Origin of the sequence: Edaphobacter acidisoli, from assembly GCF_014642855.1 — a bacterium.
GTDB classification, from domain to species: domain Bacteria; phylum Acidobacteriota; class Terriglobia; order Terriglobales; family Acidobacteriaceae; genus Edaphobacter; species Edaphobacter acidisoli.
Genome location: NZ_BMJB01000001.1, coordinates 1,445,580 through 1,466,808 on the forward strand (window position 1 = coordinate 1,445,580; position 21,229 = coordinate 1,466,808).

The 21,229-nt window shown below is 58.5% G+C and carries 17 protein-coding genes; 3 read left to right on the forward strand and 14 right to left on the reverse strand.

The genetic code is table 11. The features are described from left to right. Positions 1-323: 323 nt before the first annotated feature. On the reverse strand, positions 324-974 hold the full coding sequence (locus tag IEX36_RS05890) for a PEP-CTERM sorting domain-containing protein (RefSeq protein ID WP_229668744.1): 651 nt from the start codon (positions 972-974) through the stop codon (positions 324-326). A gap of 1,305 nt (positions 975-2,279) precedes the next feature. Between IEX36_RS05890 and IEX36_RS05895 the strand changes: the two genes are divergently transcribed. After that, complete coding sequence (locus IEX36_RS05895; protein WP_188758341.1) at positions 2,280-4,205, forward strand: hypothetical protein; 1,926 nt, start codon at positions 2,280-2,282, stop codon at positions 4,203-4,205. A gap of 198 nt (positions 4,206-4,403) precedes the next feature. On the opposite strand, the gene IEX36_RS05900 is transcribed toward IEX36_RS05895, so the two are convergent. The 11 genes from IEX36_RS05900 to IEX36_RS05950 form a co-directional block, all read right to left on the reverse strand. After that, positions 4,404-4,865 carry a cupin domain-containing protein gene (locus tag IEX36_RS05900; protein ID WP_188758342.1) on the reverse strand — a complete coding sequence of 154 codons (462 nt, stop codon included), beginning with the start codon at positions 4,863-4,865 and terminating at the stop codon, positions 4,404-4,406. A gap of 46 nt (positions 4,866-4,911) precedes the next feature. Further along, entirely contained in the window at positions 4,912-5,907 is a 996-nt protein-coding gene (locus IEX36_RS05905; RefSeq protein WP_188758343.1) for an aldo/keto reductase, read from the reverse strand. A gap of 457 nt (positions 5,908-6,364) precedes the next feature. After that, the gene (gene mqnE / locus IEX36_RS05910; protein WP_188758344.1) at positions 6,365-7,516 is read right to left on the reverse strand and encodes an aminofutalosine synthase MqnE; all 1,152 of its coding nucleotides are present in this window, start codon (positions 7,514-7,516) and stop codon (positions 6,365-6,367) included. Between the two features lie 31 nt (positions 7,517-7,547). Continuing rightward, the gene (locus tag IEX36_RS05915) at positions 7,548-9,521 is read right to left on the reverse strand and encodes a WD40/YVTN/BNR-like repeat-containing protein (RefSeq protein ID WP_229668745.1); all 1,974 of its coding nucleotides are present in this window, start codon (positions 9,519-9,521) and stop codon (positions 7,548-7,550) included. A gap of 122 nt (positions 9,522-9,643) precedes the next feature. Then, a complete protein-coding gene (locus IEX36_RS05920; protein WP_229668746.1) occupies positions 9,644-11,284 on the reverse strand; it encodes an OmpA family protein in 1,641 nt (546 codons plus the stop codon). Between the two features lie 224 nt (positions 11,285-11,508). After that, entirely contained in the window at positions 11,509-12,126 is a 618-nt protein-coding gene (locus tag IEX36_RS05925; RefSeq protein WP_188758345.1) for an NADH-quinone oxidoreductase subunit B, read from the reverse strand. A gap of 150 nt (positions 12,127-12,276) precedes the next feature. After that, a complete protein-coding gene (gene glnD, locus IEX36_RS05930; protein ID WP_188758346.1) occupies positions 12,277-14,931 on the reverse strand; it encodes a [protein-PII] uridylyltransferase in 2,655 nt (884 codons plus the stop codon). 58 nt (positions 14,932-14,989) lie between these two features. Continuing rightward, positions 14,990-15,328 carry a P-II family nitrogen regulator gene (locus tag IEX36_RS05935; RefSeq protein ID WP_188758347.1) on the reverse strand — a complete coding sequence of 113 codons (339 nt, stop codon included), beginning with the start codon at positions 15,326-15,328 and terminating at the stop codon, positions 14,990-14,992. Positions 15,329-15,359: 31 nt separating this feature from the next. Further along, positions 15,360-16,817, reverse strand: coding sequence for an ammonium transporter (locus IEX36_RS05940; RefSeq protein ID WP_373283029.1), 1,458 nt, complete (start codon positions 16,815-16,817; stop codon positions 15,360-15,362). 270 nt (positions 16,818-17,087) lie between these two features. Next, entirely contained in the window at positions 17,088-17,366 is a 279-nt protein-coding gene (locus tag IEX36_RS05945) for a hypothetical protein (protein ID WP_188758348.1), read from the reverse strand. Beyond that, entirely contained in the window at positions 17,363-18,286 is a 924-nt protein-coding gene (locus IEX36_RS05950; RefSeq protein WP_229668747.1) for an alpha/beta hydrolase, read from the reverse strand. The genes IEX36_RS05945 and IEX36_RS05950 overlap by 4 nt, the downstream gene beginning before the upstream one ends. A 135-nt stretch (positions 18,287-18,421) precedes the next feature. Between IEX36_RS05950 and IEX36_RS05955 the strand changes: the two genes are divergently transcribed. Then, entirely contained in the window at positions 18,422-19,024 is a 603-nt protein-coding gene (locus tag IEX36_RS05955; protein ID WP_188758349.1) for a D-sedoheptulose 7-phosphate isomerase, read from the forward strand. Between the two features lie 48 nt (positions 19,025-19,072). Here IEX36_RS05955 and IEX36_RS05960 read toward each other — a convergent pair whose 3' ends face one another. Together IEX36_RS05960 and IEX36_RS05965 are read right to left on the reverse strand one after the other, a co-directional pair. After that, positions 19,073-19,807 carry an SDR family NAD(P)-dependent oxidoreductase gene (locus IEX36_RS05960; protein WP_188758350.1) on the reverse strand — a complete coding sequence of 245 codons (735 nt, stop codon included), beginning with the start codon at positions 19,805-19,807 and terminating at the stop codon, positions 19,073-19,075. Positions 19,808-19,828: 21 nt separating this feature from the next. Then, entirely contained in the window at positions 19,829-20,437 is a 609-nt protein-coding gene (locus IEX36_RS05965) for a hypothetical protein (protein ID WP_188758351.1), read from the reverse strand. Positions 20,438-20,922: 485 nt separating this feature from the next. Between IEX36_RS05965 and IEX36_RS05970 the strand changes: the two genes are divergently transcribed. Next, entirely contained in the window at positions 20,923-21,222 is a 300-nt protein-coding gene (locus IEX36_RS05970; RefSeq protein ID WP_188758352.1) for a co-chaperone GroES, read from the forward strand. Positions 21,223-21,229: the final 7 nt, after the last annotated feature.

A 21,229-nucleotide genomic window follows, 5' to 3' on the forward strand; every position in this document is an offset into this window, starting at 1 on the left:
AGCATCTTCAGAGCCGCGAACCGCGCGCACATTGCAAACATGCAAAATTTTGCGCAATATCGGCACCTTCATGCCTCTCATCCCTTATCTTGCGGAAAATATGCAGGTTACCGTCGATGATTACGTGCAGAGCCGGAAGTTACCTCTCGAATATTCCTTTAGACAAAGCAAAACCAGGCCCACAAGAGCCTGGCTTCAGAACATCCACACCGCATTCGTTTTATTCAATTCGATCCGTATATATTCGTTCAACAAAAATGCGCGAATGAGAGAGACTCATCCGCGCAGAGAAACTTTCAACTCAATTACAGTTCTTCGCGTTCTTATTCGCTCCACACCGCACGGCGCAGCAGCCCTGCAAGTCCAATCAGTCCCGAGCCAAACAGCAGCAAGCTCGAAGGCTCCGGAACAGGCGAGTTGTTGCTGATAGTGTTCCCCACACTGCTGCTGCCCACATAGTTCTCGGGCGGCAGATTCTGGTCCTGGTGCGTCACATTCCCGCCATCCCATATATAGAACGTCGCATTCGCCAGAAGCGTGTTGCCTGCCGTGTCACCGACGTTGGCAAGCGCGAAGTTGAAGGCCGCCGAAGCCAACGCATTCGACGACGAGTTGTAGTTGCCAATGTTTAACGAATCGAAGACCTGCCACAGCGCATACTGCACCGTCGAGGCGTTCGTCCCGTTGTACTGCCCGGCAATGTAGGCTTCCTCTTCATACTGAAAGCCCGTCGTGCTCAGTGCGCTGCCGGCAAAGGCCGAACCGTTCACCACGTTTGCGCCCCAGCTTTCGCCATGTTTGACGCCATCCTGGTCGTTCATGCCAAACAGTGAAAGCGCCGTACTCCCATCCGTCAGCGAGTACGGTCCAATGCCGTTGTTGGAAGCGCCAGTAAACGTCATCGTATCGGCCTTCGCCAATACAGGGGTCATAGCAAGGCAAATGATCGCAGCAATTACACCAAATCTCTTCATTCTCTTCTTCACAACTCTCTCCGGTACACTTCCGGCGTTCCCTGCGCGAGTAACCGAAGGTAATGCGACGGCCACAAGGAGGATTAGGGTTTGAGCTACGCGCACGCTGGAATCTACAGGAAGTGCTCACAGCCAGTTACTTACACAAATTTCTTACGCGACTTAGATGTGCAATTGAGCGCCCATTCATAAATTCACCAAACGGCTGTGCAAATCTTTACGACATTGCAACAATTTGCGAGTCAAAGTCAGGCCTCTACGTCCACGCGATGCGACCAAAAGCAACACATAGCCCACAGAAAATGGAAGATTTTGAATGCCTGAAATATGTGTAAATATATGACCAACAATAACTTGCGAACAAAGGTAACTTCTATAGCCCCTGCTCGAAGTTACCTATTTGGAATTCTCTCTTCACCGCTGGTACAACCTCCGGAATCACCTATGTGCCTGCCCGTTTCTCTGAGCAAAGCAACCAGTTCAGATATTCCTCCAAACGCAGCAAAGCCAGACCCGCGAGAGTCTGGCTTCACACAAAATTCAAGGTCGTCCCCACCCAACCACCCGGCTGGATCAGCGGAACCCTTAGTTCAACGTCGCAAACTGATCACGCATGTGAATGAAGGCGATCAGAACCACAGCAACCAAAGCAGGACTAAAGAACAGATACATGGTGTAGCCTCCTCCGCATCAATGGCGGCACTCAGGTAAGGGTTCCCCGACTGATGTCCAGAGAGCCTCGCTACGTATCGCAGGGCTTCCAGCAGCCAGCCAGTTGGTTTCGCCCAAATCGCAGCGCTACTCCAGATAGCGCGTCGAAAGGGCACGTCTCGGCAATCTGCCCACACCTCAAGTAAGGTGTCTGGCAACTTCTCTACAACGTGCAACTCTTTGCTACGCGTATCTAATTAGCAACTAACGAACCATTAACGAGGCATGCCCCGGTCACCCAAAAACATCGAATTTGCTGGGAAATTTGCATTTCCCCAGTATTTCCTCACCCAATCCACCTGTTTCCCTTGCAGAACTTTGCACATATTGATGGCATCAAAATTCACCTTTATGCCATTCCACCTCCTCAGACTGGCCGCGAATCATGCCCTCCTCGCTGTAGTCGCAACCCCTTGCATACGATTCAGATCTCGCTTTTAGACCTTGATCATTTACTCCTTCGGCAATAACTCCCACATCCAGGCCGAACGAACCCGAGGCCACCCAAGACAAAGGTTCAAAGAATGAACTATGTTATCTGGTGAGAAAAACCTGCGAACCGCAGCGTCCCGAAACAATCCATCAGGAGTCGAAATGAGACTGCTCTCCCGCCTGGGCCTTTATCTGCCATTTGCCATCCTCGCCGCCACTACCGCCATCTCCGCCCAAACCATCGCCCCCGGCCAATACGCCGGCATCACTCCCGAGCAGGTTCAGCAAATCGCCTCCATGCTGCCCGCCAAGCCCACCGGCTTCGGCCCACCCTGCTCCGACCGCGCCGCCTGGTCCCGGCTCGCCGCGCAGTTCCAGCCGCAGATCGCGCAAGCCGAGTCCATGCTCACCGAGCCCTTCCCTGCCTGGAGCGACGACGCCTATAGCGACTACCTCCGCACCGGCTCCCGAACGCGTGGCAACCAAATGCTCGCCGCACGCGAACACTGGCTCGCGCCGCTCGTGCTGGCCGAGTGCGCCGAAGGCCGCGGGCGATTCCTCCCGCGCATCGCCATGGTCCTCGACCAGCTTTCCACCCAGCCCACGTGGAATGAAGCGGCCAACGACGCCGACCTGCGCGACTTCGGCACGCCGCTCTATCGCCAGACCATCTCACTCGACTCCGCGACCCTCGGGCAAAACATCGCCGAAGCCTTCTATCTCATCGGCGACCAACTCCCCGCCGAAACCCGTCAGCACATCCAAACCGCACTCGAGCAGCGCATCTACACACCCATGCGAGCGGCTCTCACACCAGGACACGGATATTGGTGGATGACCCGAGACTCCAACTGGAACGCCGTCTGCCTCGACGGCGTCACCGGCGCCGCCCTCGCCGCCCTACCCTCGCGTGAAGACCGCGCACTCTTCGTCGCCGCAGCCCAACTCTACTCCCCCAACTACCTTCGCAGCTTCTCCGACAGCGGCTACGGCGTCGAAGGCATCGGCTACTGGAGCTACGGCTTCTCCCACTACGCCGACCTGCGCGAAGCGCTCTGGGCTGCGACCAGCGGCAAGATCGATCTCTATTCGAACCCCCAGGCCCGCAAGGTCGCGCTCTTCAGCATCCAGCTCCAGATGCTCCCCGGCAACTTCGCTGCATTCGGCGACGCCCACTTCATGTCCGTCCCCAGCGCCCCGCTCGTAGCCTACGTCGAAAAAACCTTCGGCCTCGACATCACCGCACCCGCAAAGCCCACGCACGAAACCGCCGCGCTGGTCGACGCCGTGCGCACCGCCTTCCCTAACCACTCTGAGCTGCCTGCCAGTTCCAACGACGACATCCTCGGCCTGCGCACCTACTACGCCGACCCCGGCGTCCTCATCGCGCGTCCGGCTCCCGGAGGCGATCTCGCCGCAACCATCAAAGCCGGCGGCAACGGCGGCCACAGCCACAACGACATCGGTTCCTTCGTCATCGCGCTCGGCGCAACCCAGCCGATAGGCGACCCCGGCGGCCCCAACTTCTACACCAGCGACACATTCTCATCCAAACGCCTCACCTCGCGCCTGCTCAACTCCTACGGTCATCCGGTCCCGGTCATCGGAGCCGCGCTTCAAAAAGACGCAACCAAACTCCACCCAAAAGTCCTTAGCACCAGCTTCACGCCGCAGCAGGACTCCATCACCATCGACATGACCAGCGCCTACGACGCGCCCACACTGAAGAGCCTCGCCCGCACCATGAAGTATTCACGCGAAGGCCAGGGCTCCGTCGAGATCGCCGACAACTTCAAACTCTCTGCCCCAACCGACATCGAAGAGTCTCTTCCCACCCACGGCACCTGGCGTCAGATCGACGCGAAGACGCTCGAGTTCACCATCGACGCCAACGCCGGAAAAGAACATGGTCCCATCGACCCCAACGCCAAACCGGAACATCTCCGCGTCACCATCGAAGCCCCAACCACCTTCACCGTCACCGATGAGAAGATCGACGACTACGGCAACCCGTTCACCCGAGTAGCCATCCACCTGCACCTCAAAAAATCCGGCACCATCACCCTCCACTTCACCCCAGCCGACTAGCTTTTTCAACCAGCCACCACTGTCGGGTGCCCCATCTTCGCGACGGCCTTATCGTCGCTAAGGTGGGGTTCATTCTCGCGGCAGCGAAAATCCAAAAGGCCGCCCGTCCTTACGATTCTCAACGCACCACAAAAGATCGCGCGCCCCATCCTTCCGCTTTTTGCGAAGAGCAGGAACGCACAGACTCTCCCGGGAGCTTTATTTCAAGCTCTTATAATCCTTATCGCGAACAGGCTCTAACCAAATCGTTTTTCCCTTTTGAGTCGGTGTAACCGCTATATAAGCAAAGCTGCTATTCGGTAATGCGCCGTGCCAATGCTCTACGCCTGGCGCGCATTTTATGACATCTCCCTTGTGAACGATTCGCACCGGCTTTCCTCTTTCCTGATAATAGCCAGCGCCTTCGGTGATAAGTAAAACCTGCCCACCTGGATGAATATGCCAATTCAGCTTTGCACCGGCATCATAGGTCGCTACAGCAATACTGGAATCGAACGTACTGTCTCCAACATTTAACTCGTTAAGCCAAATGTGTCCCGTATGGTGTGTGTCGGTGGAGAGTTCACCTTTTGGGAAAGCTGCGGCCCCTGTTTGTGCCTGAGCCTGAAAGGTGAAGAGAAGGCTCACCGCGAAAGCGACGATTTGAAGTTTTGTCCTCATGTTTTCTGTTCTCCTCCTGCGCTCTTACTCCATCCACACCGCCGACTCAGCGTCCAGTCATCTTCAAGGCGGCTTCGGGGAGACGTTCTCCTTCGAGCGACAACCTCGAAACAGCTTCCTCGATCTGTTTGACATCGCCGTCCGTCAGTTCAACGTTCACTGCGCCAAGGTTCTCCTCCAGCCGCTTGACCTTGGTAGTTCCCGGTATCGGAACAATCCACGGCTTCTGCGCCAGCAGCCACGCAAGTGCGACCTGCGCCGGAGTCGCGCCTTTACGTTCCGCGACGGACTTGACCAGCTCGACCAGAACCATATTGGCCTTGCGCGCCTCGGGCGAGAAGCGTGGCACGATGTTTCGAAAGTCGGTCGGATCGAACTTCGTATTCTCGTCAATCTTGCCAGTCAGAAACCCGGCGCCGAGCGGGCTGAACGGCACGAACCCAATACCAAGCTCTTCCAGTGTCGGAAGAAGCTCGGCCTCCGGACCACGCCAGAACAGCGAATACTCGCTCTGTACTGCGGTGACCGGCAGGATCGCATGTGCCCGCCGAATGGTCTGCACCCCGGCCTCCGACAAGCCAAAATGTTTGACCTTTCCCGCCGCAACCAGGTCCTTGACCGCTCCTGCCACGTCCTCGACCGGCACGTCAGGATCGACGCGGTGTTGATAGAAGAGATCGATGGAATCGCTCCGCAAACGCTTCAGGCTGGCATCCGCAACAGCTTTAATGTGATCGGGACGACTGTTGGTTCCCGGACCGCGCTTGCCCGTCTGAAGGTCAATATCGAATCCGAACTTTGTGGCAATCACCACCTTGTCGCGGATCGGCTGAAGCGCAGCGCCCACCAGTTCTTCGTTCGCGAACGGCCCGTAAGCTTCGGCCGTATCGAAATGGGTCACACCGCAGTCATACGCCGCACGTATCAATGCGATCATCTCGTCTCTGTCGGCTGCCGGACCATAACCCGAGCTCATGCTCATGCAGCCGAGGCCAATCGCCGAGACTTCAAGGCCGGAGTTTCCCAATTTTCGCTTCTGCATCATTTCCTCTCCATGCAGTCTAAGGAGAAGCGGCCATTGACCGTTATCCCGATTCTGCCGATCTCTTGCCTGATTCTCTTGAGGGACTGGCGGGCGACCCGCCCTTACCATTCCCAACTCGCCATAAAAGCCCAAGTGCTCCATCCTTCACGGCTTTTTGCGAAGGGTGGAAACGTAAACTGCTTGCGCCGCCGACAGGTAAACGCTTTGTGTGGGATAAAAATCCGTGTCAAGCCCCCAATCCGTGGAAATCCCCACATCCTCAACAAACGAAACCAAATAAAAATCTCCCCGAGTTGGCGGGTTAGTTTTGCTCAACCCGCTACAATTAATTCAGAACTCAAAAAGACAAACCCGGCTCAGGCCGGGTTTTTTCATGGCTCGGACTCAAGCTGAAGTCCAGACTTAAACCATTTCGATGGAATACTTTAGTACTTAAAGTAGGGGGAGGGGGGTACTACACCGCCACGGTAAACGAGTCCTCACTCCGAGTCACCGCCCGGTAGAGCGTATCCCGCTCAAACGGCACCCGCCCAGCCTCGGCAATCAGCCGGATCAAGTCCGCCCGCCGCAGCCCCTGCGGAGTCGAAGCCCCCGCATTGTGGTAGATCTTCTCCTCCACCACCGTCCCGTCGATATCATCCGCCCCAAACCGCAGCGCGATCTGCGCCATCTTCGGCGTCACCATCTGCCAGTAGCTCTTGATGTGCGGAAAATTGTCCAGCATCAACCGCCCGACGGCGATCTGCCGCAGATCCATCATCCCCGTCGTCTTCGGAATGTGCGCCAGCGCCGTGTGGTCCGGGTGGAACGCCAGCGGAATAAACGTCTGGAACCCACCCGTCTCATCCTGCACCGCCCGCAGCCTCACCAGATGGTCCACGCGGTCCTCGTCGTTCTCGACGTGCCCATAAAGCATCGTCGCATTCGACTTCAGCCCGATCCTGTGCGCCGCCTTCGCCGTCTCCAGCCACTCGCCGCCGTCAATCTTGTGGTCGCAGATGATGTGCCGCACGCGATCCGCAAAGATCTCCGCACCGCCGCCCGGCATCGAATCCACGCCTGCGGCCTTCATCCGCTCCAGCGTCTCGGGAATCGTCATCTTCCCCCGCTTAGCCAGAAACGCCACCTCCACCATGGTGAACGCCTTGATGTGAACCTTCGGAAACCGCTGCTTCAACCCGCGCACCAGGTCCATGAAGTACTCAAACGGAAGATCAGGGTGCAGCCCGCCGACAATATGGAACTCCGTCACCGCTTCGGAATAACCGGCGCCAGCCGTCTCCCAGGCCTCTTCCAGAGCCATCGTGTACGTGCCGACATCGCCCTTCTTCTTGCCAAACGCACACAACCTGCAAGAAGCCACGCACACGTTAGTCGGATTGATGTGCCGGTTCACATTGAAGTACGCCGTATCACCGTGCAGTCGCTCCCGCACCATGTTCGCCAGCCACCCCACCGCCAGAATGTCACCGGTACGATAGAGCGCAACACCGTCATCGAAGCTCAGCCGCTCGCCTGCCTGCACCTTCGCCGCAATCGGCAAAAGCGCCGGGTCGTCGGTCTGAAAAGAGTGCCGTGGCCGCTGGCTGGATGATCGAAAGCTCATACTACGATTCTACCCCTCGGCAGCGGCAGCATCAGTGCCCATGCACATCAGCCGAGTCCACCATCCTCGGCTGCACCACAACTCCGTCATACAGAGTCGCACCAACCAGATGATCTCCCACTGCGCGCACCAGCTTCAAATTCCAGCCTGTGTTCCAGTACTCGACGCGCATGTCCGGCAGATGAACCGCATACGCAATCGTGTTCCCGCCATCGGCAGTAATCAGCATCCGCTGCGTGCCCTCGTCAAAGTACAGGCTGTTGACGCCCTTGATCGCGACCGCACTCAGCGTCTGCCAGGTCGCACCCTCGTTCTCCGAATAGAACACGCCCTGCAATCCGCCCATCCAGATTCCGCCTGAACCATCCACGGCCAAACCTGAGATCTGCGTCAGCGCAGGAGGAAGACTGACATGCACCCAATGCTTCCCGTCGTTCACCGACATCATCGCGCTGTTCAGTGTCGCGACCGCAATCATCGATCTCGACGCAGCAACGAAGTTCCAATCCTGCCTCGCCAAACCCGCGACGAGTTTCCAGCTCAAACCAGCCGAGTAGCTCGCGAGCAGCCCATCCGAAGTCGCGGCATAGAGAGTGTCGCCCGCTCGCGCCAGCGAAGATACATTCGCATCGAACGGATCACCCGGAGGATCCACGCGCAGCCGCACATTACGCCGCACCACAGCGCCTCTCCGCATCGCAGTGGAGAGATCGATCTTGTCCACACGGACCCACACATCGCCCTGAAGTCTGAAGACGCCATGTCGCGTTCCGGCAAGGATAGCGCCGTCCGGAGCCTGCTCGAGGCTCACAACATCATGTCCATCGAGCCCCGCGCTCTTCTGCGCCCACGTCAGCCCGCCATTCTCGCTCTCGAAGACACCGCCCCACTCCTTATCATTCACCACCCCGACATAGATCCGCGCCGGATACTCCTGGTCCGCGACATAAGACACAATCTGCCGCGTCGAAAATCCCGTATTCGATGGAATAAAAGAATACCCGCCATCGCGGCTGGCCAGCACACCTCCACGATCGGTAGCTAACAGCACGCGGTTCGTGTCATTCGGATCAACGTAAACATCGTTGACAATGATCTCCGGCCCTGTCGTCCGGAGCCACGTCTTGCCGGAATCCCCACTACGGAAAAGCCCCTCGGTCGTTCCAGCGAAGACAATATTCAGGTTCTTCGGGTCCTGCATCAGCACGCGCGTCCTGCGCGCAGTGGAAGGTATCCCTTGAATCTTCTGAAATCGCAAGCCGCCATTCTCGCTCTTATAAATACCCGAGCACGCGCTGGCGTAAACCGTCTTGGGTGTCTTTGGATCAACGATGATCGAGAACACATCCGAGTCGTCGATCACGCCTTCCTTGATATTGACCCAGTGCGCTCCTCCATCAGTCGTCTTCCATGGAAGATGCCATGTTCCGGCATAGATAATCTGAGGGTCGACCGGGTCGATCGCAACCGACTCCACCTCATGAATCTCCCTGCTGCCTGCCGGACTGATCAACGTCCAATGCGTTCCGCCATCGGTCGAGCGGTACACTCCCTTGAGAGATCCCGCCACCAGCAGGTTCGGGTCCGACGGCGCCTCTGCAAGCGAGCGAATCGATTGCCCGCGCATCTCCGGCTCGTCTGTCCAGCTATGTCCGCCATCGTTGCTGACGTAAATTCCGCCATCAACATCGCCCAGCACCCATGCACCGACAACGATGTGTCTGGGATTCGCCTTGTCCACCACCATCGAATCCAGCACCAGGTCATGCCGCTTGCCCACCCAGGCCAGCCGCTGCCAGCTTGCTCCCGCGTCGCGCGACTCGTACATCCATCCTGTTGCGGTTCCCAGATAGATATGCGACGGGTCGTGCGGGTCCGCCGCAAAAGCGCGAGCGTCTCCCCCATCCGGCCCAAATGGCAGCCAATTGACCGCCCACAACTGAGGACATGAAAACACAACAACCAAGGCCAGTAATAGAGCGTGAAACTTGTACTTTCGGTTCAACGTATTGATCCAGTCATTCTGCTACTTAAAGTCTAAAACAATCTGCTTCCGGTTAGACATACGCAACACAAAGGCTGACTGGATATGAAATCCAGTCAGCCCTGTGGTTACTAGCTACCAGTTTAGTTCGCGGCCTTCTTGGCAGCGTGGTGACGCACATGGTGCTTCTCATGCGCCGTCGCGTAAGCTGCCTCGTCCACTGCGGTGATGCCCGTGTTGTCGAGCGTCGCACCGGCCGGGATTAGGGTCGTCGAAACGGTCTTGCTGTCATCAGAACCCGTATAGAGCGAGATCCTGCTGGCATCAATACCCTTGTCCTTGACCAGGTAGTCCTTCGTGTTAATTGCGCGCTCGGTCGCAACCTCGTCGCGGTGCCGTTCCTTGGTCTCAGCATTGCCAACCAGGGCGAGCTTCGCGTCCGAAGACTGCTGCATCTTCAGTGCGACATCGTCCAGGCAAGCCTTGCCTTCGTTGTCCACGCGGGTCGGACGGCGCTTGTCACGCTCGAAGTTGACCGTGCACAGTGCGCTGGTCTTCGGCGCCGGCGGCGGAGGAGGAGCGTTGACCGCAACCGAGGTCGTCGACGAAGAAGTCTGGCCCTTGTCGTCCACCACGTTGCAGGTCACCGTAATCGTTCCAGGTGCAGCGCCAGCCGTGTTCAGCGTAGCGGTTGAGGTGTTACCCGAAACCGTACCAGCCGACGCGCTGTAGCTGTAGGTCAGCGGACGGTTCTGCGGGCTGGTGCCCGAAGCAGTGATCGTCGAAGTCCCGCCGGGTTCAACCGTGGAGGGGTTCGCCGAGCAGCTGACCGTGGGCGGCTCGTACTGCTTGATGGTGTACTGCGCCGAGCAGTCTGCCATCTCGCCAGGCTTGTTGCCCTCGGAGATGTGGCCCTTCGCCGTGTAGGTTCCCGGCTGCGCATTCTTGGTGTCGACGTTGGCTACGTTCGAAGTGCCCGAAATCGTACCACCATCGGTCGACCAGTTATAGGTCGCGTTTTTCTTCGGGTTCAGGTTCTGAGCCGTACCGGTCACCGTGATCGGGTCGCCCGGATAACCTTCCGCAGGCGAAGCCGAGCAGGCGTACGTCACCGGCGGAGGAGGAATGATGTGGCCAAAGTGAGCGACGATACCAGTGCTCAGCTCAGCTCCGCTCAGGTTCGCACGACCGCCGATCGGGCCACCAGTCGGAGGCGCCGTGGCAGGACCGAAGTTCGCATGAATATAGCGATAGTCCGCCTCGAACAGACGATACGAGAAGCGATGATTGAAGAACGGCAGATCGTAATCCATACCGCCGCCAGCAGTCAGCGCAGGTCCCCACGTCCATGGGTTGTGATAACCACCCGAGTCCGAGTCAGGTCCCGTCAGCTTCGCCGCGCCAACCAGGCCATGCGCGAACAATGTGAAGTTGTCCATCGGGGCGCGGAAGATCGGACCAAGCGACATGGTGTACAAGCCGTCGTTGTTGCCATCCGGGTGCGCCGCAAAGATGGCCTCACCACCGAAGTACTTGTTAAAGTAGTAGGCCCCGCTTCCAATCGCGCCTTTGTCGATCGAGGAGTAGTTAATTCCCGAGGGCTTGTTCTGCCCATGCGCTCCGAAGTAGGAATAGCCCAGGAAAACATCCACACGCGATGGATTGATCTCCGAGGGGGCAGCTGCGTTGGGCGCGGTCTGCGCGCCCAGACTCGCAACTCCAAAGCTGACTGCACATGCAGCCAGTACGAACCGGCCAAGATAATGTTTAGGGCTATGCTCCATTCGACTTCCTCCGCTCCAAATTCTTCATTGTTCACGAACCTGACTTCCGAGTTCGTCTGAAATTGTTCGATTCTTTACAGCTTACAGCAGTTGCTAACACAATCGGTAAAAAATACTCTTCGCCGACTATCCTTTTCAGTACTTTAACAGCCAAGTACGAAAAAACTCCCTTTTACCCGCAATATGGAATCTACCGAGTAACCTAACCCACGGTGCACCCGCATCTAATCCAGATTCAACGTCTTACGAATCGTTCCCCGCTCCTGCTGAATCTTCTCCTGCAAGAGCGTAATGGCATACAGCAACTGTTCGGGCCGCGGCGGGCAGCCCGGAACGTAAATATCGACCGGAATCACCTGGTTGACCCCCTGCAACAATGCGTAGTTGTTGAACACTCCACCCGAGGTCGCGCACGCGCCCATCGAGATCACCCACTTCGGCTCCGGCATCTGCTCATAGAGCCTCCGGATGACCGGCGCCATCTTCTGCGAAACCCGTCCGGCAATAATCATCAGATCGCTCTGTCGTGGAGACGGACGAAACACCTCCGCGCCAAACCGCGCGATATCGTAGCGCGAGCCCCCCATCGACATCATCTCGATCGCGCAGCACGCCAGGCCAAAGGTCATCGGCCAGACTGAATTCTTCCGCACCCAGTTGATCGCCGCGTCCACCGACGCGAGCAGTATGCCCTCGGTCGGTTCGTCGCCCCAGCTTACCTCCCGCAGTTTGTCCTGGTTCTTGCCAAAGCTGTCCAGGCTTCCAAAGAGGTAGCGATCATTTTTCTGCGGAACCGCTGTCGGGCGGCCGTTGCTCGAAGTTTCATTTGCAGGAGTGGTCATATCTCTAATAATAAAACTCTTGCGCCCGCGCGGTCACGCTGTCGCCACGCTTCGAGCTACCGAAGGAGATTTTTCGGCGTTAATTGTTTGGACGTCTATCGCATCCGGTCCGGTTGGCCACATGGAACCAGAATGCATATTAACCGCGAGCTAACTATTCGCGTTCTCCTCAACGGCCGCAATCAGGTCACGCTTCAATTCAATCTCTTCATCCGCGTTTAACTTTGCGTTGTTCTTGGTCAGATAGAAGACGTCGATTGCGGTTTCACCTTCTGTGTCCACCAGGGCCACTTCAATGTTGCAGCCGTGGCTGGCCAGAGTCAGGCTCAGCACTCGTAGCAACCCAGTGGTGTCCTGAGCGATCACCTCCACCAGCGTGCTGTGCGATGAAGCCTCGTCATCGAACTCCACACTCGTCTCGACCGCAACCAGAGGTGCTTTCTTCCTCCCGCGCCTGCGTCCGCTCAGCAGTTGTTCCGCCGAGACCTGCCCGGTCATCACATCATGCACGCTCTTGATGAAGTTCCCATGCTCGGACGCATTCATCTCCAGCGTCCTGAAGCTGTCGGTGAACCGGAAGCTGTCCACCACCATGCCCTGCCGGTTCGAGAACGCATCCGCGGTCACGATGTTCATTCCCCACGACGCCAGCGCGCCGGCAATATTGACAAACAGCTGCGCACGGTCGCGTGTCACCAGCGTCAACTCGCTCACTCCCGGAGCGTACCGAAAATCCAACTGCACCGGATCATCTGCAAGACGCTGCGCCATCTTGAAGTGCGTCCGCACCTGCTCCGGCGTCCGCGTCAACACGTACCGCTCCGGCAGCCCTTCCAGAAACTCCAGTACCGCGCCCTTTTCTCCAGGCGCAAGCGCAGTCACCCGATGCACGAGTTCGCTCTCCTCATGCGGCCCTACACGCTCATCGTCCACGCTGCGGTCCAGATAGTTCGCCGTCGCAATATAAAGCTGCCACAGGTTCTCCGCCTTCCACGGCGTCAGCGCGTCCGGATGCACTGCGTTAATATCCGCATACGTGAACAGCGTCAGCATCTTCAGCGCCTCAGGCGTCTGCACCTTGCCCGCAAAGGCCCGCACCGTCTCCATGTCAAAGATGTCGCGCCTGAGCGCCGCCGACATCTCCAAGTGTCCCGCGATCAACCCCAACACGAGCCCGCTCTCGTAGGAATCCAGTTCCAGCCGCGCCAGCACGCTCTCCGTCATCTGCTTGCTCTCAAGCGCATGGTCGCCCGTGTCTCGCCCTTTTCCTGTGTCATGCATCAACGCCGCCAGATACAGCAAGCCGGCATGCGGAAGCTCGCGCAGAATCCCGCCAAATCGCGCCGCCCACTCCGCCATTGGGCCCTTCTGTGGCAACTCCATGCCATGCAGCGTATCGATCAGCACAAACGTATGCTCATCGACCGTGTACCGGTGATACGCATCGCGGATCACCAGCGCATCAATCCCATGAAACTCAGGAACCAGCAGCTCCAGCACTCCCAGTGCGTGCATCGATCGCAACGCGATGCCGGCCAGCGGTCCGGTCAATATCTGTTCCAACTGCCGCCACAGCGCCGGTCCCTCCTCCAGGTTTGCCGACATCACGGGCAGCGCCTGTAACAGCCGCTCCTCTGCGTCCCGGCCCAGCATGCACCCCGTCTGCGCCATCGTGTTAAACACATCGAGCACCACATCCGGGTCCTCTGCCGGGTCGCGCCCATCTACACGAGCATCGAGCATGACAAGACCTCGCTCCACGCAAAATCCCCGCCCTGCCATCTCCGCTTTGCGCTCGCGCTTCAAGCTAAGCAACCTTGACGTAGCCCTGCTGGCCGAAGCCTCTTCTATCCTCTGCTTCACTCTGCGCTCTACACTGCGAGCGCAACGGAAATAAAACCGCATCCAATACGCCGTGTCGCTCTCCGCGTTCGCTCCTGCGCTATCAGAACGCGGCGTCATCCCGATACCAGCCGCGGCAGCAGCTGCCTGCGCCTGCCAGTCGAGCGTATTGTCATCACGCTCATGCCGGTAGTGAAGAAAGCAGCGCACGAGCCATAGAAAATCCACGGCCTTGCGAAACTCATCGCCCTCCGCAGCCGACTCCGCTCCGTTGTCTCCATTCTTCTCCGCCGGCTTTCCTGCATGGCTCAGCGTCTTCATCCACGCGCAGACATGCACATCTCGCAACCCACCCAGGCAGTCCTTGATGTTCGGTTCCAGATGAAACAGCGTGCCGCCGTACTTCGCATGACGCACCTCAGTCAGCTCCACCAGCCGCCCGATCATCGCTTTGTAATCGCGCGCAAGCAGCTTCGGTATGACCTGCCGTTCCAGGCGCATGTACAACGCTGCGTCACCGGTAATCAGCCGGTGATCCAGCAGCGCAATGGCAAACTCCGCGTTCCCATCGTCAAAGCGCTCGCACTCAGCCAGTCTCCTCGTCGCCGGCGAGACGCGAATCCCCGAGTCCCACATCTCCTGGTTCACTCGCCGGATCGTGTCCTTTACCTGCTTCTCGTTCACGCGTCCATCGAGCAGAAACAGCAGGTCAACATCCGAGTACGGAAAAAGCTCGCGCCGTCCATAGCCACCCGTGGCCGCCAGCGTGATCCCCGTCTTCAGACGCTCGTTCTGTTCCGTCTCAAGACGCCACAGCCCGCGCACCAGATCGTCCAGCGCAGAGGCCCGCGCCATGATCGTCGCCGCGCCTGTCGCCCCCGCTTCAAACGCGCCGCGAATCTCCAGCATTCTCCGCTGGTATCGTTCGCGCAATACGCTGGCCACCGGTAAGCTCGTCTGCATCGCCAATCACCTGAGAAGTTCTTGCTGAAACACCACTGCCCTGGCGCGGCGCCCATCGCTACAGCGCGATCTCGCCCCGCTCATCGTTACGAATCCGAATTGCCTCGTCGATCTTCGACACAAATATCTTTCCGTCTCCAATCGACCCCGTCCGCGCCGCTCCACTGATCGCCTGAATCGCCTTGTCCACCATGTGGTCGGCAACTACCAGCTCGAGCTTCACCTTCGGCAGTAGGTCCACCGAGTACTCCCGTCCCCGGTAGAACTCCGTATGCCCCTTCTGCCGTCCGTGTCCGCGTGCCTCGGTGATCGTCATCCCCTCAACGCCCGCATCCACCAGCGCGTCTTTCACCGCATCCATCTTCGACGGCTGAATCACCGCTTCAATCTTCTGCATATCGGATCCTCTTCTTTAGTCTCGCACCACACTAGTGCGCCCAATCGTAGCCCTCTTCACCGTGCTGCGAAAGGTCAAGCCCTTCGTGCTCGGCCTCTTCGCTCACTCTAAGGCCAATCAGCTTATCCACGATGAACAGAATAATCAGCGTACCCACAATGGAAAGACTCCACGCAATAGCCACGCCGATCAACTGATGCACCGGCTGCATCCAGTTGCCTTCAAAGAACCCCGTCGCCTTGCCCGCACCGAAGATCGGATTGATCGCGCTCGAAGCAAAGAAGCCCGTCAGGATCGCGCCCAGCGTCCCGCCCGCGCCATGCACGCCGAACGCGTCGAGCGAGTCGTCATAGCCGAACCAGCCCTTCACCTTCGCCACCATGAAGTAACAGAAGACACCGGCGATCAGCCCAATCCAAAGCGCCGACATCGGCGTCACAAACCCGGCAGCAGGCGTAATCGCCACCAGCCCGGCCACCGCGCCTGAGATCGCTCCCAGCGCCGAAGGCTTGCCCTGGCGAATCCACTCCGCCGCGCTCCAGCTCACTGCAGCCGCGGCCGCGCCAAAGTGCGTCGCCACAAACGCCGAAGTCGCCAGCGTTCCAGCCGACAGCGCCGAGCCGGCATTGAACCCGAACCAGCCCACCCACAACATGCATGCGCCGATAAAGCTCAGCACCACCGAGTGCGGCGGCATTGGTATCTTGGGAAACCCGATCCGCTTGCCCAGATACAGCGCCGTCACCAGCGCCGACACGCCCGACGTCACATGCACCACCGTGCCGCCCGCAAAATCGAGGCACGGAATCCGCCCGCCGAGCGCGGCATTGAGCAATCCGCCCTTGCCCCACACCATGTGTGCCATCGGGCTATAGACAAAGATCGCCCACAGCACCATAAACACCAGCATCGCCGAAAACTTCATCCGCTCAGCAAACGCGCCCGTAATCAGCGCCGGCGTAATGATGGCAAACATCAACTGATACACCATGAACGTCTGCAGAGGAATCGTCGCCGCATACGACGGGTCAGGCGTAAGCCCCACGCCGCGCAGAAAGACATTGTGCAGCCCGCCGATGAACGCATTGCCGGAGCCGAACGCCAGCGAGTACGTCACCAGCCCCCACAGCACCGTAATCACGGCCATCATGGCGAACGTCTGCATCATCGTCCCCAGAATATTTTTCTTCCTCACCAAACCGCCGTAGAACAAGGCCAACCCCGGCCCGCTCATCATCAGCACCAGCGCCGCCGAGACCAGCATCCAGCTGTTGTCTCCCGCCTGCTGTGCCGCCACAATCGCAGCCTTGTTCGCTGCGTCTTCTTTTTCAAGGGCCGCAATGCGGTCCGCCTGACTCTGTTCGGTAACTGTCGCCTGGCTGCCCGGCGACTGGGCCATCACGTAAGAACCACCAAAGACTGAAGCGCTCACCACCAGCGCAAACACAAGGCACAGGAAGGCCCTGACCACAGAACGACGCAATCTCATAGACACACTACCCATTCCAGGAATTAGGTCAACGTAGACCCCAGACGCAAAGGTTGCCGCCTGTCATGGACGCTCACGCAAATTCAGCCTGCCTCGGCAACCTGCGCAAACGATAGTCCCGCCGCATCGTGGGAGCGTGACCATCAAAAATGTCCCGATGCCGTTAAATGTACACAACCCACCCCGCAATACAAAGCAGAAATCGAGTCCCCTATCGAAATCCGCTCATCTGCCAACAAAATTGGGACACCACTCCTTCCTCGCAGTTCCCTAACCTCTACCCAACATCTCCCCCACAATCCGCTCCCACTCCACGCGCAGATCCCCACTCGCCGCCGGCCTTCCCGCCTGCCGATACCAATACGCCGCATCCCCCACGTCACCCTCCTTGCGATGCAGATACGCATGGACCCACGCCCCATCCGCGCTCTCCACATCCTGCGCCACCTCATGCGCCTTGTCCCAATCGCCGCGCGCGTCCCACCACAGGGCAAGCAAAGGGCCGCTCAGCGAGCGGCCATCGCCATGTTCAAACTCCTGAATCGTCATTTCGCCACCGGATCAGTCGACGCAGCATACCCACGCTCCCGCATCCACTTAATCAGCAGATCCGGCCACACACTCAACTGCGGATTCGCTGCCGCCAATCCCGCTCCGTGCGAACCATGTTGAAACAGATGCAGCTCCGCCGGAACTCCTGCCCTCACCAGCGCCTCATAGAACATCACGCTATTCATCACCGGCACAGTCTTGTCATCGGTCGTCGCAAACAGAAACGTCGGCGGCGTGTCCTTCGTTACCTGCGTCTCTGCTGAGAGCCAGGCCACCATCACCGGGTCAGGAGTATCGCCCAACAAATATTCCCTCGACCCCACATGAGCATACGGAGCCTCCAGCGTAATCACCGGATACGCCAGAATCAGAAAGTCCGGCCTGCTGTCCACGCGGTCCACGGGGTCCGCAGCGTCAGTGTTTCCCGGACCAGACTTCGTTCCCGCAGTCGCCGTCAGATGCCCACCCGCCGACGAACCCCACATTCCAATGCGGCCGGGATCGACACCATACTCCGCGGCATGTGCCCGCACGTAGCGCATCGCCCGCTGCGCATCCTCCAACTCCACCGGATAGTGATACACCGGCCCCAGCCGATACTTCAGCACAAACGCCGCCACGCCGTGCTGATTCAGCCACAGCGCATAAGCCTCGCCCTCTTTCCCCATCGCCAGATGCGCATATCCTCCGCCCGGCGCGACCACCACCCCCGTCTTCGTCGCGTTCTCGCCCTTCGGCAGATAGATTGTCAGCGAAGGCTTGTCGGCATCGTCATTACCCTTCGCTCCCGGCGCGCCATTCGGCCACAGCAGAACCGTCTTGCCCAGCGTCGTCGACCAGGGCTTCTGCGCCTGCTGCCCCATCACCAAACCCGAACCCAACACTGCAACCGCCAGCCCGCACAGAAATCTCCTCACCACTCCTCCAGCATTTAGAAATTATTCAGAAACCGCTTTCATGGTACAACCACCCGAACCAACCCACTCAACACCACACCTTCGACATTCCACCAACGCATCCCGTACCCTTGCGATAGCCAAAGCGGAGACCCGATGAAGCAGCTCGTCCAGAAGCAGATCGCCCAGTCCATCGCCACCATGCAAGCCGTGCTCGCCGACGGCCACATCGCCGACACCATCGTCGCCATCGGCGAGCTCACCGCGCACGCCATGCAATCCGGCCACAAGCTCCTCGTCGCCGGCAACGGAGGCTCCGCCGCCGACGCCCAGCACCTCGTCGCCGAGTTCGCCGTCCGCCTCACCGTCAACCGCCCAGCCTTGCGCGCCGTCGCCCTCACCACCGACACCTCCATCCTCACCGCCTGCGGCAACGACTACGGCTTCGACCGCATCTTCTCCCGCCAGATCGAAGCCCTCGGCCAGCCCGGCGATGTCTTCCTCGGCATCTCCACCTCCGGCAACTCGCCCAACATCCTCTGCGCCCTCGAACAAGCCCGCAAGCAGAACATCACCACCATCGGCTTCACCGGCGGCGACGGCGGACGCATGCGCGAGCTCTGCGATCACATCGTTGTCATCCCATCCAAAGTCACGATGAATATCCAGGAATCCCACCTGGCCCTCGAACACATCTTCTGCATGGTCGTCGAGCGCACACTCTTCGGCATGGACTTCGACAAGCCAAAGAAATCCTGACCGAGCACACCACGTCAGTTATTTTGTATTGCCCACCCGAAAAATGAACTAGAGCCCCAACCCACCATCCACCGCCAGCAACTGGCCGGTAATGAAGTGCGGCGCTGTAGCAAAGAAGACGGCAGCAGCAGCCACATCATCCGCGGTGCCATTGCGCTGCATCGGAGTCTTCCGCGCAAAGTGCGCATACGCCTCATCCACTTCGCCCTGCACAATCATGCCCGGAGCAATGCAGTTCACACTGATCTCCGGAGCCCACGCCTTGGCCATCGTCTTCGAAAGCATATGCAGCGCAGCCTTCGACGTACAGTAGTGCCCATGCGTCGCCCACGGATGCAGCCCGCCCAGCGAGCCGATATTGATGATGCGTCCCTGCGCCGAGCGAAGATGCGGATGCGCCGCCTGCGCCACCAGAAACGGCGCGCGCGTATTGGTCGAGAACATCGCATCCCACTGCGCGACTGAGATATCCTCCAACGCCGCAGACTCAAACACGCCGGCATTATTGACGAGAATATCCAGCCGCCCAAGCTCCTCGACCACCTCAGCTACCGACTCCTCGATGCTCACCGGATCACGGAGATCGGTGCGCACCGCCATCGCCTCCACGCCAAGCGCTGCAAGATCACGCACCGTCTGCTCAGCCTCACCCTGCGAAGACAGATACGTAATCGCCACATCGGCACCGTTCTCCGCCAACGCCATAGCAATGGCGCGTCCAATGCGTCGCGCAGCGCCCGTCACAAGCGCGGTCTTCCCCTTGAGTGGCTTTGCTTGATCCATAGATAGGTATAGAACGCGCTACTACTTCGTGTTCGAGTTGGAAGAGTTCGAGTTCTGCGACGAACCTGACGAGGACGAGCCGGACGGAGGTGGAGTGGAACCCGACGCAGGCGGCGCAGTATTGGTCTGTGAAGTGGCATTGGTCTTCAGGTTCGGCCAATCAGGCTCCTGCACGCCAGGTTTTCTCTCGGAAGCCTTGTCCTCGTTATTCTGATAGGCCGAAACCTGCGCACGCGGACGAATCATCGAAACCGAAATATCCTTAGTCGCCGAATCGACTTCATACTGCTGCGCGAAGGTCGAAAAGCCCGTAGCGATAACCTGTACATCCACCGTGCTGCCCACAGGAATAATGTCGATTACCGCCTTGCCATCCGGTCCAGTCTTCACTTCCAGGTTGCCCAGGTCTTTGCCCTTCTGATCAAAGGGATTGAAGACTACGGCGGCATTCATAAGTGGCTTACCGTTATCCTTCCTCAACACCTCAACCTCTATATGCGCCGTAGGTGGCGGAGCCTTGTACTTACGGCCACGATAGTGCTGCTCCTGACTGAACGAAGCGGACGAAGCAACTGTCAGCAGGCAGAAGGTGAAGGCGAGCGAGAAACCAAGCGAACGACGTAACGGCATGACGACATTCTACGACGCAGCATGGAGCTATGTCGCAACCGCAACCATGCCCAGGATCTTTACCAGCATCAAAAATAGAGTACGACTCGGTAAGGGGGTCATCGGACCCCACCCACAAGAAAGAAAGCAGCTTCAAGGGTTGACACCAGTGACTCTGTAAGCCACTAGAAAAAAATACGTTATCCTCACCAAAGTACACTTCTTCGACTAAACGACACCCGCCAACACGCAGGCACTAAAAATATGCGCGACTTTCACTCATATTTTACCGGGAATGCCTTGACAGGTATCGTCTCGGTGCCCTATCTTTAGCAATCGGAAGGCATGAGTGCTAAGGCGCTTGGCCAGGAGTTCCCAATACAGCTTCGGCGTAAGCCGATCTCATTGATCTTCGCGGGGTTACCGGGAGAAATCCCCGCCCGCGCCGTTCGAACGCGACAGGGCTTCCCTGTTCGCACAAATCAGCACCAAGGAGATGTAAAGCAATGTCGAAAACATCGTTTACACCGCTGCACGACCGCATTCTGGTTCGCCGCGTGGAAGAGAGCGAGACCGTCCGTGGCGGAATCATCATCCCCGACTCAGCCAAAGAGAAGCCCCAGCAGGGCGAAGTGATCTCCGTCGGCAAGGGCAAGTCGAACGACGAAGGCAAGGTGTTCCCGCTCGACGTCAAGGCTGGCGACAGCATCCTCTTCGGCAAGTACTCCGGCACCGAGATCAAGCTCGACGGCGAGGAGTTCCTCATCATGCGCGAAGAAGAAGTCCTCGGCATCCTGAAGAAGTAGCCACTTC